Genomic DNA, 13,865 nt, shown 5'->3' on the forward strand with positions numbered 1-13,865 from the left:
CTTTATTTCCTCCTGAATTCTCCATGATGAAATAATTCGGCACGATGCTTCAAAGATAGTGAGAAATAAGGGAAAGCATGAGCATCAATGCCGCGCAAAATAGTATTGGCTGTCTCCCAGGCGAGTTTATAATCACTCTCGGAAATATCTTCCCTCTCCAGTGCTTCCTCTAATTCATCCTCATCAAGCAAGAAAACCTCGCCGTTCCAAAGCACAACCACATCCAGATACAAATCATCAAACCATGGAACGCCTTGGTCTGTGACGCCCTGAACCTTGCAGGTGTCTATGTACCATTGAATGATATTTTGCCGTTCGTCGAACATAGCCGTCACAATATAGTGACTGTCTTTGGGGAAATATTGCAGCCAGGAATAACCTTTATCCGCAATACGATATGTATGCCGTCCATAGCTCTTCCACAGTGGTTCTTTCAGCCCGTAGATGGTATAAAGCGTAATATATCCGCTGAATTCCCGGCTCTCCACATAGCGGCAGGCAAAATGGCGACGCGTAATCCGGCGCCAGTTGGCCCGGTCTCCGAATTTACGTTTCATAGAAATTACCCTCTCCAGTATGGTGTCTTCAGCTTAACACATTTAGCGGATACACTCAAAACATCCCGTAAAATACAACCAATTATTATTACAATACAGTTAGCAAAGTAAGGAGTTGTAACTGGCAATGTAGCTGAAATGGATGACAACAGTCCATTCAAAGTACCATTCTCTTCAAGGAGCACGTTAACCCTACTCAAAAAAAAGAAGCTGTCTCATTAGTAGCATTCACTACTTTTGAGACAGCCTCGGGTAAAGAATAGCTAACTTCATAAATTCTAAGCGTCTTTATTGAACAGAAGAATCTCCATTCAAATGGCCAACCTCTTGATCAGGGCTCGTCGTTGCATTACCGCTGTCATTCCCTGAGGTCCCGCCTCCAGAAGGTACATCTGGTGGCGCGGTAGGTATCGGTGTTATTGACGGTGGAGGCGTAGTGATTTCAGGCAAGGTACCTGTTCCACCATTATTCCCGCCTCCATTATTGTCACCACCATTATTCCCACCATTACCATTGCCATTTCCATTATCCCCACCATCTTCAGGTGTTGGTGTCGGAAGATTAGGATCAATAGTCGGCTCAGGTGTTGGCATCTCATCCTGCACAGAGACAGTAACCACATTTGATGGTTCACTTTCCAATTGGGTCGCAGGATCATAAGAAGTAACATAGTACTCGTAAACCAGCCCAGGCATTGCACTAAAATCTCCTGCACTAGTCGTGACCGTATTTAACAATAAGCTAAAATCTGCCTCAGAGGTCTCTCTACGATATATACGATATTCCACACCTGCAACAGGAACTGCCTTCCAACCCAGGTTTACTGTCATCGTAGATGGATCATAGGCTGCTGTAAGACCACTAACATTCTGAGCAGGTTCTGGTGTTTCAGTAGGCTCAGGAGCAATTTCATTATCTAGCTGTGGGAAAGACTTCTTAGGAACATCCCTTAACGCTTCCTCCATCACCTTGCCCCAGAATGCTGCGGCAAGCCCACTGCTATTCTTAAGCAGATGCTTCTTACTTGGCTTGTCATAACCCATCCACACAGCTGCTGTCCATTCTGGTGTGTATCCTACGAACCATACGTCACGGTTCGAGCTGATTCCAGAATATCCACTTTGAGTTGTACCGGTCTTACCAGCAACAGGACGGTCAATCCTTGCTTTTCTACCTGTACCACTCTCAACAACCTTTTGCATCATCTCGGTCATTTGATAAGCCGTCTCCTTACTCATTACACGTTCAGGAGTTGTATTGGCTTTGAAGACAGTCTCTCCGCTGCTATCAGTGATCGATTTAATCGAATAAGATTCTCGTAGTTCACCGCCATTTGCAAAAGCACTGTAGGCTTGTGCCATTTCCAGTGTATTCGTTCCTTTGCTCATACCTCCGAGAGCTAGTGAAAGGTTCTTGTCCTCATCTTCCAGTCCAATCCCTAATTTCTTGGCGAATTTAAATCCGGTATTCACTCCAATTTCATTAAGCAACCAGACCGAAGGAATATTCTCTGATTTCTGTATAGCATCACTCATACTGATACTCTTAGAATACCCGTGAAGGTTAGTTGGGCAATAGTTCGCGAAACACTGCTTCTCGTTGCTAAGCGTAGAATTCATGTTGTATTTTCCTGTTTCCAGTGCTGGAGCATAAGAAACGATTGGTTTAAAAGCTGAACCTGGAGAACGTCGGCTGCCCGTTACACGGCTGTAACCTTTTTTCTCATAATTCCGTCCACCTAGAAGTGCGACGATGCCACCATTCTCCTGATTGACGATGGTCATAGAACCTTGTACCAGCTCGTCGTCTACACTCTTCTCGAAGTTATCACTGTCTGCAAAAGCATCCTCTACGGTTTCTTGAGCGTGCTTATCCATCGTGGTGTAGATCTTGTAACCACCAATATTCAGATCATCTTCAGACAAGCCAAACTTCTCTTCCGCTTCTTCCACTGCGAAATCAATAAAAGCTTGGTAACGCTGTTTCTTTTCAGGCGGCTTATAATTATAATCCACGGCTTGTGCTTCGTCTCTTTCTTGCTCCGTAATATATCCTTGCTCATACATGAGCTGAAGCACTACTGCTCGTCTTTCCTTTGAAAGCTCTGGGTTGCGCAATGGGTTGTAACGAGACGGTCCCTTAGGCATCGCAGCCAATGTCGCAATTTCCCAAACCTTAAGATCATTCAGATCGCTTTTGCCAAAATATCTTACTGATGCTGCTTTAATTCCGTAGATCGTACCCCCAAAGTTTATTCGGTTCAGGTACATGGTAATGATCTCTTCTTTAGATTTCTGGTTCTCCAACGCTACAGCAATGGATACCTCAGTCGCTTTACGGAAAAATGTCTTATCCCGTGTCAAAAAGATGTTTTTGGCCAGCTGCTGAGTAATGGTACTACCGCCTTCTACCATGCTGCGTGCAGCAATATCTTTTACCGCTGCCCGGCCGATAGACCATAAATCCACACCAGAATGCTCAAAGAAGCGTTTATCTTCTGTAGCCACAAAGGCATTGATCAATAACGGAGGGATCTTCTCATACTCTACAGGATCACTTTTCTCAAGCGATAATTCACCGATTAAATTAGCATTGCGGTCATATACTTTTGTAGTTTCATTAACGGTTAGCTTATCTTGGTTCTCAAGAAGAAGTTTTTGACCATTCAGCATAATGAACAGATAACCGCCCAGCGCACAGAAAATGGCCAACGCTGTAGCAAAGAACAAGCTCCACAGCACACGCTTCTTCGTTAAAAATTTCTTTTTCTTTTTACTTTTAGGTTTTGTTTTTGAATTAGAATTGGAACTGGACGATCCTCTATTTCTATTGTTATTCGTCCTTGATGAATCATCTCTAGACATGATGCCTCCTGACTCCCTTCCTTGATAAATCATGTATGGACTGCTCTGAATGAAAAGAACAACCTTCTCAGGTTGCTCTAGCACTCTCTATTCAAACGATTTATAAACAAGAAAGGTTTCACTTCAAATTTGATAAATGTTATTCTTCGTTACTATTGTCCTGCATGAGTGACACACTGCGTTGTGGTGTAAATGTGGATATCGCATGCTTATACACCATTTGCTGGCGCCCATCACTATCAATAACGATTGTAAAATTGTCGAAAGCTTTAATAATTCCCCGGATTTGAAAACCGTTGGTCAGATATACTGTAGCAGGGATATTTTCTTTGCGTAGTTGGTTCAAGAATGTATCTTGGATGTTAATGGACTTGTTCATATGACGTACCCCCAATGGTTCAATTATATTGTTCAGAAGTATATTCAAGACCTGAGAGAAACTTTCCTGCTATTATAGCACGTATTTTTGAGAAATTCTCAGAAAAGTTTTGCTCACCTTCGACATCGATCCACTCGATTTCCTTCATGTGGCGAAACCATGACAACTGTCTTTTGGCGAATCGGCGAGTATCGCGTTTGAGCAGCACCACAGCTTCCTCTAGCGTCAGTTCTCCTGCGAGGTAAGCGGCAATTTCCTTGTAGCCCAACCCCTGCATGGACACAAGGCTTCTGCTGTAACCGTTATCCAGCAGTCCTTTTACCTCAGCAACAAGACCATCCGCAAGCATGCTATCAATTCGGTCCTCAATACGTTTATATAGTATTTTGCGGTCCATTGTCAAACCGATAAGGCATAAGTCATAGGGTGACTCCTTCTTTTGAGCGGCATGTGAAGCGGACAGAGTGGTGTTTGTCTGGTGATGAATTTCCAGTGCCCGTATAATTCTTCGACGGTCATTTGGATGCAATTTCGCCGCACTGACCGGATCAACCGCTTCAAGTTTGGCATGCAGTGCAAGCGCTCCATGCACTTCTGCGAATTGATCTTGCTCTTTTCGAAACGCTTCATCAGCTACAGCTTCAGAGAATTGAAATCCGTAACACAAGGATTCAATATATAGACCCGTCCCCCCTACAATAAATGGAAGTTTCCCACGGTTGCTTATTTCCTCGATCAGTCTGCTGCCTTGCTCCTGAAATTCAGCTGCAGAATATGGGTCCTGTGGATCATGAATATCGATTAGGTGGTGGGGAATTCCCATCATTTCAGCTGGAGTGATCTTAGCTGTACCAATATCCATACCACGATAAACCTGCATCGAATCGCCAGAAATGATCTCTGCATTATAGGCGGCCGCTAGCTCCAGACTTAACCTGGTTTTACCTACGGCTGTTGGTCCTAATAAGACTAGAACCTTATGTCTCTCTTTAGTTGTCAATGTGTATCACCCCGTACGATGTTTTAGAGTTGCTCCGAAGCAGCTCTGTAAAACCAAGACGTTCGAATTCGCCGCTTAAAGCTTTCTCTTTCAAAAGAACCGTTTTACGAGCAACTCTCACTGCCTCAGCTACACTCTCCAGAGATAAAGCAGCTTGATTAGCAAACTGCCGCAGCGGAGAAATTGAAGCAGAACCCGTAAGTGGCACCCGGAACATCGGATCGAAGTAGACAATATCAATACTTCGATCCGGTTGAGCCCGTAAGTAGTCCAAATGTTCACTATGCACGACATTAATTCTACGTAACGCCTCATTCACCAATACTTGCCCAGAGGTATAGTGACGCATTCCTTCATAGAGCAGTGCGTACAGCGGCAATGAGCTCTCCAGAGCGGTAACTATAGAGGACTCACCACCATGTACAGCAAACAGCAAGGAATCAGCACCTAGACCCGCTGTGCAGTCTAATACACTATCTCCGGGAAGCATTCGAGCGGCGACAAGCATCGGTTCAATATCACCCTTTAGAATCCGTTTCGCGCGAACGAACCCCATGCTCGGGTGAAACTCCATCGGCTCCATCCCTAATCGGTGTAAACGAACAGCTTCTTGAGAAAGAATTAGAATATCCTCATCTCCGTATTTTTCCACCAGCTTGGGTATGGAGAATTTCTCCCGTGGAGCGTAATTACAGCCCGTTCTCTCTGCGAGATTCTGAGCTCGCTCTACAATTTCCATTATCGGGCTATAACCCGTAGTTATAATCATGTTGCCTCCAGTCATACTTACAACAAATTTCTAATCGTACAATCACATCACCCGTTTAAACAATTTCTCTAAATCATAGGATGAAAAAGAAATTACAATCGGCCGCCCATGCGGGCAGGTATACGGCTGCTTACAAGCTGCCAGACGAGACAACAATGCCTCGACTTCCTGTTCTGTTAGTTTCTGGTTAGCCTTGATAGAAGCTTTACATGAACAGAGTATTGATGATTTCTCACGCAGCTTCGCAAGGTCAATCAAGCGTTCACTTAAGACCCACTCCGCCATTTCTTCAACGATCGCTTTTTCCTCGCCTTCAGGAAACCAATAAGGCAAGGATCGAATTAAAAATGTCTGTCCCCCAAAATGCTCAAGGTACACTCCGGCCTGCTGAAACCAATGCAGACGTTCACTAAGTTGACGACTTTCCGAAGGGGTAAACTCTAGTGTAATCGGCAAAAGTAAATCCTGAGAAGCATCTTCAGGTCGTCCGAACTTCTCATAAAAAAATTCGTAATTTATTCGTTCGTGAGCCGCATGTTGATCAATGAGATACAGCCCACCGTCATTCTGAGCGATAATATAAGTTCCATGATGCTGCCCGATATAATTTAATTCCGGGAAGGCAGGGAGTCCTGGTTCTTCCTGCTGCTGCGGAGGAGCCCACAGCTTTTCAACAGAAGGCAGTTGCTTCTGTGATGAAGCAGTTTGTTGTGGGTGATAACTATTCGTATAGTTATTGCTCACATTATTTTGACGTCCTTGTAAAGAGGTAGGCTGATAACCCGACCCATAAGATGGAGCCGCTTCACGAGTCATCGGATGATCAGTCAGCCCCTCCTGCCTGAACTCACGGGCGTTAAGCTCAACGTTTGATGTTTGTTGTCTACTGAAGGAACTACCAGCTCCCTGAGGAACTGAATCCTTGCCTCCGTCAACCGATGGCGGTGGCGGAACTGTTCCTTTGGAAAAAGCAAACTGTTCCTGTATAAAGGAACTACTGCCCTTTGGTCCGATGGTTTCTTTACCAGGACGGGGTATTAAACTTTGTCCCAGCAATACTTTACGGATTTCTTGTTCAACAAATGAGTAAAGCTCGTTCTCTTTACTAAATCGAACCTCTAGCTTAGCCGGATGAACATTGACATCCACAAGTGAAGGATGCATGTCCAGTTCAAGCACCAGCAGCGGATAACGGTTTATCGGAAGCAAAGTATGATAAGCACGCATGATCGCCGCGTTCAGACCATTGCTGCGAATATAGCGTCCTCCAACAATGGTAGTCACTGCATTCCGATTTGATCGTGTCCATTCCGGACGGCTTATATAACCGGAAATACGATAATCCAAGTCCTCTGCCGTAATCGGCAGCATAGCCTTGGCTGCGGAAGTCCCGTATACTGCTGCGATCACTTGCAGCAGATCACCGTTACCAAGCGTGTGCAGCAGCTGATTGCCATTATGATGCAAGGTAAAAGAAATCCCCGGATGCGCTAGCGCCATTCGATACATGGCATCCGATATATGACCAAGCTCCGTCTGGATACTCTTCATATATTTCAGCCTTGCCGGCGTATTAAAAAATAATTCACGCACCGCTAGATCGCTCCCACGACCCGAAGGGGAATCTTCATTCCGAATTAAATTACCACCCTCAATATCGATCAAGCGTCCTTTGCCGTCATCGGCAGTAGCCGTGAGAAGAGAGACTTTGGATACCGCCGCAATACTGGGAAGTGCCTCCCCACGGAACCCTAAGCTAGTAATCTGGAATAAATCTCGCCCATTAGCGATTTTACTTGTAGCATGGCGATAAAAAGCGGTCTCGCAATCCTCAGGCTCAATCCCTGAGCCGTTATCTTTTACTCGAATGCTCTGTAAGCCGCCTTCCTCAACCGAAACCTCAATTCTTGTACTTCCGGCGTCAATAGCATTCTCAACCAACTCCTTCACGACAGAAGCTGGCCGCTCTACAACTTCCCCCGCAGCAATCTGGTTGGCAATATGCTCGTCCAATATATGAATTTTGGCCAATTTCATTCACCTCTTATTTAGGCAATCAATTATTAAAGATCCTTCGCTTTCATCTTCAGATCATTCAGCAGGCTCATAGCCTGCAGCGGAGTCATATTCATAAGATCTGCGTTACGTACAGAAGTGATAAATTCTTTTATTGCAGGGTTCTCTTGTACTTCAGATCCTACTGCCGCCTGATTTCCACCTTTGCGATTCTTACGCGGTTCTTCCTCACCAAAGATAGACAATTGAACAACTTCATTTCCTACGAAAGAATCCGCAGGAATTCCTGACGTTTCAGCGATAAGGCTATCGGAATGTTGGATAGATGATGTTGTTGCGATCTCTTTTACAGCGGCATGACTCTCTAGTCCACCGCCATAATGTATTGAGGAGCCTCCCTGATGCGCTGCCTGCTCGATGCTCTGAAGCAGACCGTAAGCACGATCAATAATGCCTTCAGGAAGCCCGGCAAGACGTGCACAATAAATTCCATAACTGCTGTCTGCCGCTCCCGGAACGAGCTTACGCAGGAAGTTTACTTTATCGCCACTCTCTTGAACGGCCATAGAATAATTCTTAAGCCCTTTAAGACTTTCTTCTAAGTGAGCCAACTCATGAAAATGAGTTGAAACTAATGCTTTGCAAGAAATGGTATCGTGCACATACTCAATCACCGCCTGTGCGATCGCCATACCCTCACTAGTCGAAGTTCCTCTACCAAGTTCATCTATTATGATCAAACTCCGGGCGGTTGCTTTCTCTGTCATGACCTGAATGTCGGCCATTTCTACCATAAATGTACTCTGACCTCCGATCAAATCATCGGCTGCCCCAATACGTGTGAAGATCCGATCAATAAGAGGTACTTCTGCACTGGATGCCGGAACGAAACAGCCAATCTGAGCCATAATGCAAATAAGTGCAACCTGACGCATATAGGTACTTTTTCCAGCCATATTAGGACCAGTGATCAAAAGAATATTTCCCTCTTCCTTACTGAGCGTACTTCCGTTTGCTATAAACGCCGAGTCTTTTAACACAGCCTCTACGACAGGATGGCGACCGCCTTCAAGTCGAAGATCGTACCCATCGGATAGGACTGGTTTCACGAAGCGATGCTCTGCACTCACAGCTGCCAGACATTGATACACATCAATTTCCGCTACCTTTTCTGCAAGATTCTGCAATCGCGGTATTTGGCTGCTGATTCGATCACGCAGTTCAGTAAACAGGCTGTACTCCAAATCTGTCATTTTATCTTGCGCTTCAAGAATCAGTGCCTCTTTTTCCTTAAGCTCTGGTGTAACAAAACGCTCTGCATTTGCAAGCGTCTGCTTACGTTCATAACGCCCTTCCGGCAACGCGGCCAGATTGGATTTGGTAATCTCTATGAAATAACCGAAGATTTTGTTATAGCCGATCTTCAGTGATTTAATGCCAGTGACTTGCCGTTCCTTCGCTTCCAGTTCAGCAATCCAACGTTTACCATTACTGCTAGCTTCTCGCAGCTCGTCCAACCGGGCATGATAACCAGACCGGATAATACCTCCGTCTCGTACGGACACCGGCGCATCCTCTACAATTGCTCGGTCGATATCCTCCCGGATCTCGGCGCATTCATCCATACTCGCACCAATATCGCGTAAGGTTGCAGACCCCGAAGTCATACATAATTCCTTCAAAGCAGGGATTTGTGCCAGCGATAGCTTCAAAGCATTCATGTCACGACCATTCGCACTACCAAAGGCAATTCGACCTACCAGCCGCTCTAAATCATAAATTTCTTTCAACGCTAAACGCAGGTCCTCCCGAACAATAAACTGATTGTACAAATAATCAACCGCTTCTAGGCGACGTTCGATCGGAGCTCGCTGCAACAGCGGCTTATCAATTCTACGACGTAACAAGCGCGCACCCATGGATGTTTCGGTACGGTCTAGAAGCCACAGGAGAGATCCTTTTTTTGATCGTTCTCGGACCGTCTCAGTAAGTTCCAGATTTCGGCGCGTGAAGGGATCAAGAATCATATAATTGCCTGGTTCATAAGGGGAAATTTGACTAAGCTGTCCCATTGAACGTCGTTGCGTCTCGTTTAGATAGGAGATCAGCAGCGCTAGACATTGTCCGCGTTCTTTCTCCAAACGTACCCATGCAGCTTCACCAAATTGACGGCGTGCCAGTTCCTCTTCGCGTTTCTCCCAAGGTGTGTACACCACAGGCTTCGCTAACAGAGGCGTTTCACTGCGTAAAAGTTCCAATAAAGCTGGGTCTCCGATGATCTCGGCCGGTTCATAAATACCAATCTCATCGCGCAGCCACTCTCCACCAGATAAAACTGAAGTAACATACAATTCACCTGTTGTTAAATCACAAGCGGCTAACGCCATCATCCCATCACTTTCGGTTACACAAACGAGATAATTGTTACTTTTGTCGGCAATGATTTTTCCATCCATAACCGTTCCCGGTGTCACGACACGTACGATATCCCGCTTCACCATTCCCTTAGTGACGGAAGCATCCTCTAACTGCTCACAAATGGCGACTTTATATCCTTTTTCAATCAGACGCTGAATATAACCCTCGGCGGCGTGATAAGGTACTCCACACATCGGGATCTTCTCTGCGCCCCCGCCTTCGCGACCTGTCAACGTAATTTCAAGCTCCTTGGAAGCCAAAATGGCATCTTCAAAGAACATTTCATAGAAATCGCCCAGTCTAAAAAATAGGAAGGCATCCTTTGCCCCTTCCTTTACTTTCAAATATTGCTCAATCATCGGCGTGTATTGTGCCATGGTCAACCTCCATGCCTATTTATTGCTGTCCTCCATTATAACAGAAAGTCGGCGTACAAAGTCACCCTGCGACCTCATGGAAGCTTATCCTATTCAATCCTCAGGTAAAAAATTAAGAAATCTCACACAATTACTAAGGCATAATGGGTATTACCGTTTGTTTATTTTTCAAGCATCCATTGTTCCTTAGAAAGAGGTATATTCTTCTGCATTTTAATATTGTAAAATCTTAACACAGAGTGTCAACTCATAAGAAAATCAAAGGAGAATATCAGATGATACGAAGACTCACGGAGGATGACCGGGAACTACTAATGGCATTGCTGCGGAAAGAGCCGGCTCTTAATTTATTTATCATCGGAGATGTAGAGAATTTCGGGTTTGAACAGGATTTCATGACATTATGGGGGGAGATAGATTCAACGAATGGTCGAATGAAAGCCGTTCTTTTGCGTTTTTATAGAAGCTATCTTCCCTATGCAGATGGGCCGTTTGATGTCGAGGGATTTGCTACAATCATGCGAAAAGATAACGATATTCATATGATTTCCGGTGTAACCGAAGTGGTAAAAGCCTTTGACGGAGTGGTTGACTTTAAACAAGAAAAGCAATTGTACTTTTCTGAGCTAAAGGAAATGAATCCGAAAATTAAAGCATCCAATTCATCTACTGAAAACATAAAAAAGGCAACCGTTCAGGATGTAGAAGCGATTTGCTCGCTTACGGATACTATTGAAGAGTTTGAAAGCAGTCGGGACGGATCGAGAACTAGCCTACGTAAAACACTGGCGAGTGGTACAGGCCGCACGTATTATATGAAACGTGAAGATCAGGTAATTGCAACAGCCTCAACATCGGCAGAAAATTCCATGTCGGCTATGATCGTAGGGGTTGCCACGCATCAAGCATTCAGAGAGCAAGGATTAGCTACAAGCGTAGTTGCACAGCTATGTACAGACTTGCTCCATGAAGGGAAATCTTTATGCCTCTTTTATGACAACCCTCATGCCGGGGTTATTTACAAACGTCTTGGATTTCAGGATATCGGTTCTTGGAGCATCATGTACATGTAGACAAGCATGAACGCCTTGGGCGCCCTTATTAGGCGCCCAAGACGTTCATGCGAGAAATATTAGATATATGGAATATGCGAAAAACTAATACTTTCTAATATTTTGAAATATAAGCTCAACCTTTAACTTTGCTGCACCAAAGCTCACGGATATCGCGAGATTCATCCCACGTTCGTTCAGCGGCGATATATTGAAACAAAGGCTCTATGTGTTGGGCGGCCATCTCGTAGCCGCCTAGAGCGCGCAGCTGCGCCAGCAGAGGGGGTACTGCGTCGCGCAGCGGGGATTTATCGCCGCAGTAGTAGGCGATATGCAGGTCTTCCCGGTCGAGCGGGCGCAGCGTCAGGTCTTCATAATGGCTCACGATAAGATGAGCCAGATAGACCGCGCCTTTAGCGATGACCGGGGATACCAGGAAGCTCGGCAAGGTCCGGTACTCAAAGCCGCCATGCGGCTGAGTCCGGAAATCGCCGAGCACGCCGTAACGAGGACGACGCGCTCCCGCGCGGACGTCCTCAAGCAAAAGCATGGGCAGCGCGAGATAGTTATCGAGCGCGCGCAGCAGCGGCGCTGTCAGCGTCACGCCGCTGAAGTGCAAATGGCCGCCGAGGGCCCAGCCCGTCAGCGGCATGCCTCCCGCCCGCCAGCGCAGCGTGCGGTCAGCGATGAGCCGGTCCGCCGTGGCCGCGGCGGACATCAGCTGCGCCAGCAGCGCGCGCGGTTCCCCGCGCGGCTGGGGGCGCAGCTCGGCGACCGGGAACACGCCCCGCGTTCCCGGAGGTCCGGCGTCGCAGCCAGCGACGCCGTCCGTGGGCAAGTACCGCGACGCAGGCACGACGCGGCCGGTGGATTCCCGGAGGATGATGAACTCCGGGTCCATGCCCATGAGCAGGCCGCTGCGGCCTGGCTGCTCCAGAGCAAGGTTCCGTTCCAGCGCTAATGCCGCGGAACGATATGGCTCAGGCAATGATTTGCCGGAACTCTGTAAAAGTGGAGTAACTCTCTCCACAACATACCTCCGGTTCCCCATTGCCCTCAATAGTACTTCACCACTATCCAGCCCCAAGCTGTATAAAGTTCGAACAGCAATACGCTGAAGCAATTTCATCACCCCGCGCCACTCTCCTGAGGCACTGCTCATTGATTCACTGTTATCCAAACGATCCTCATTTAATGCCCCGGAAAACACATCTAAGGCTGCTCGCATCCCTAAACCTGCTCCAAGTGGAGTGATCTGAAGAACATTCAGATTATATACGAGTATGTTATAGCACTGTTTATGAGCCTTTTCGAAAGACGGAGCACCATATGTATCGGCTAAACGAGTTCTTTCATCAGAGGTCTGGTTTCTCTGCGTCTGTATAGATGTTTTTGTGCCTTTTTTTCGCGACAGGATCTGTTTTGCAGACGACAACGTCGCTTCAATACCACTCCTAAGTAACCTAGACTCTCTCTGCGCTGCTGACAATCCCGAATACACTTTATAGCCTTCATTCATTTTTCTCGCCCCTCCATCCCTTCCACCCGAGATTGAAAGCTCAGCACTAACTCCTTCACATCTTACTTCCCTGAATTCGAACCGATTCTCACTAAATGCATCCGATTTCCTAAAAAAAATAAATAAAAAAAAGGAGGGCATTCGCCCTCTACGCCGCCGCCCCTCCTACATATAATGGACCATAACCCATCGATACTCAGTTAGCGGCGGCGCATCCTTCCTTACAGTTCATCATCCAGATTGTCAGGGTCCAGATCATCGTAATCGAAGCTATCACCGTCAAAATCATAATCCTTGTCTTCCGGATCATCACTTTGCTCAGTAACATACACACGGACTTTGGTCTCAGCCACCAACTCCACTTCGAATTCGCGCTCTACGCGAAGTGTCACACTGCCTCCGCCTGGCGATACGCCCGCTTCTACACAGTTGGGTTCCTGCGTTGCCTCCGCAGAGACCTCAACGGTAGAAGTGCGGTGTCTCGTGTCCAGGTACGAGAGCGGAATGAGCTCCACATAGGAGACCGTTTCTTTAGCTACCTCGGTCTGCTTGTTCTTGTCGTACGAGTACCAGATGTTTACATCGTAAGTACCAATTACTTCGATTCCGTTCCCGGCGGCAACCGCTTCGTACTGGTGGTTGATAATCCAAGCCCCCAGAATACTAGTCGGATGATGTGGCGGAGTCACGGTATGGGTTGCTGTAGAGAACTTACGACCTTTGCCGCAAATTGCCTTCGTAATGATCTCCCTTGTTTGACGTTTATGGCTTAATGACATCTTTAAACCTCCTCCATACAATCATTCACTATCAAGTGTATGCAGGTTCTAGGCATTTGTTGATTGTTAGTCTATAAATTTATTTGAGTAAGCCCTCCAAAAGGTCTTATCAGAAGACTCATAGTTCATTTTAT

General features: G+C 46.3%; 10 protein-coding genes. 1 reads left to right on the plus strand and 9 read right to left on the minus strand.

From position 1 onward, the window contains the following. Positions 1-2 precede the first annotated feature (2 nt). The 7 genes from NSU15_RS16745 to mutS all read right to left on the minus strand — a co-directional run bounded on the left by NSU15_RS16745 (position 3) and on the right by mutS (position 10,381). A complete protein-coding gene (locus NSU15_RS16745) occupies positions 3-557 on the minus strand; it encodes a DUF402 domain-containing protein (protein WP_042128364.1) in 555 nt (184 codons plus the stop codon). A 288-nt stretch (positions 558-845) separates the two neighbouring features. Beyond that, on the minus strand, positions 846-3,422 hold the full coding sequence (locus NSU15_RS16750) for a PBP1A family penicillin-binding protein (RefSeq protein ID WP_076118747.1): 2,577 nt from the start codon (positions 3,420-3,422) through the stop codon (positions 846-848). Between the two features lie 139 nt (positions 3,423-3,561). Beyond that, positions 3,562-3,801, minus strand: a complete 240-nt coding sequence (gene hfq / locus NSU15_RS16755; RefSeq protein ID WP_042128368.1) for an RNA chaperone Hfq — start codon at positions 3,799-3,801, stop codon at positions 3,562-3,564. Between the two features lie 19 nt (positions 3,802-3,820). Beyond that, the gene (gene miaA, locus NSU15_RS16760) at positions 3,821-4,801 is read right to left on the minus strand and encodes a tRNA (adenosine(37)-N6)-dimethylallyltransferase MiaA (RefSeq protein WP_076118748.1); all 981 of its coding nucleotides are present in this window, start codon (positions 4,799-4,801) and stop codon (positions 3,821-3,823) included. Further along, positions 4,791-5,570, minus strand: a complete 780-nt coding sequence (locus NSU15_RS16765) for a class I SAM-dependent methyltransferase (protein ID WP_076118750.1) — start codon at positions 5,568-5,570, stop codon at positions 4,791-4,793. The genes miaA and NSU15_RS16765 overlap by 11 nt, the downstream gene beginning before the upstream one ends. Before the next feature lie 42 nt (positions 5,571-5,612). Continuing rightward, positions 5,613-7,601, minus strand: coding sequence for a DNA mismatch repair endonuclease MutL (mutL, locus tag NSU15_RS16770; protein WP_339286826.1), 1,989 nt, complete (start codon positions 7,599-7,601; stop codon positions 5,613-5,615). A gap of 32 nt (positions 7,602-7,633) precedes the next feature. Beyond that, positions 7,634-10,381 carry a DNA mismatch repair protein MutS gene (gene mutS / locus NSU15_RS16775; protein ID WP_339286828.1) on the minus strand — a complete coding sequence of 916 codons (2,748 nt, stop codon included), beginning with the start codon at positions 10,379-10,381 and terminating at the stop codon, positions 7,634-7,636. 275 nt (positions 10,382-10,656) lie between these two features. On the opposite strand from mutS, the gene NSU15_RS16780 reads away from it, so the two are divergent. Further along, the gene (locus tag NSU15_RS16780; RefSeq protein WP_042128377.1) at positions 10,657-11,454 is read left to right on the plus strand and encodes a GNAT family N-acetyltransferase; all 798 of its coding nucleotides are present in this window, start codon (positions 10,657-10,659) and stop codon (positions 11,452-11,454) included. A 115-nt stretch (positions 11,455-11,569) separates the two neighbouring features. Here the strand turns inward: NSU15_RS16780 and NSU15_RS16785 are convergent, their stop codons facing one another. Together NSU15_RS16785 and NSU15_RS16790 are read right to left on the minus strand one after the other, a co-directional pair. Next, positions 11,570-12,952 (minus strand): hypothetical protein, encoded by a 1,383-nt coding sequence (locus NSU15_RS16785; RefSeq protein WP_339286830.1) that lies wholly within the window; start codon positions 12,950-12,952, stop codon positions 11,570-11,572. A gap of 221 nt (positions 12,953-13,173) precedes the next feature. After that, the gene (locus NSU15_RS16790; RefSeq protein ID WP_042128379.1) at positions 13,174-13,731 is read right to left on the minus strand and encodes an outer spore coat protein CotE; all 558 of its coding nucleotides are present in this window, start codon (positions 13,729-13,731) and stop codon (positions 13,174-13,176) included. Positions 13,732-13,865 lie beyond the last annotated feature (134 nt).

The organism is Paenibacillus sp. FSL E2-0201, from assembly GCF_037963325.1.
Classification (GTDB): Bacteria; Bacillota; Bacilli; order Paenibacillales; family Paenibacillaceae; genus Paenibacillus_AQ.

Coding starts and splice junctions, on each gene's coding strand:
- NSU15_RS16745 (WP_042128364.1), bottom strand. CDS start 557: ATGAAACGTAAATTCGGAGACCGGGCCAACTGGCGCCGGATTACGCGT.
- NSU15_RS16750 (WP_076118747.1), bottom strand. CDS start 3,422: ATGTCTAGAGATGATTCATCAAGGACGAATAACAATAGAAATAGAGGA.
- hfq (WP_042128368.1), bottom strand. CDS start 3,801: ATGAACAAGTCCATTAACATCCAAGATACATTCTTGAACCAACTACGC.
- NSU15_RS16765 (WP_076118750.1), bottom strand. CDS start 5,570: ATGATTATAACTACGGGTTATAGCCCGATAATGGAAATTGTAGAGCGA.
- mutS (WP_339286828.1), bottom strand. CDS start 10,381: ATGGCACAATACACGCCGATGATTGAGCAATATTTGAAAGTAAAGGAA.
- NSU15_RS16780 (WP_042128377.1), top strand. CDS start 10,657: ATGATACGAAGACTCACGGAGGATGACCGGGAACTACTAATGGCATTG.
- NSU15_RS16785 (WP_339286830.1), bottom strand. CDS start 12,952: ATGAATGAAGGCTATAAAGTGTATTCGGGATTGTCAGCAGCGCAGAGA.
- NSU15_RS16790 (WP_042128379.1), bottom strand. CDS start 13,731: ATGTCATTAAGCCATAAACGTCAAACAAGGGAGATCATTACGAAGGCA.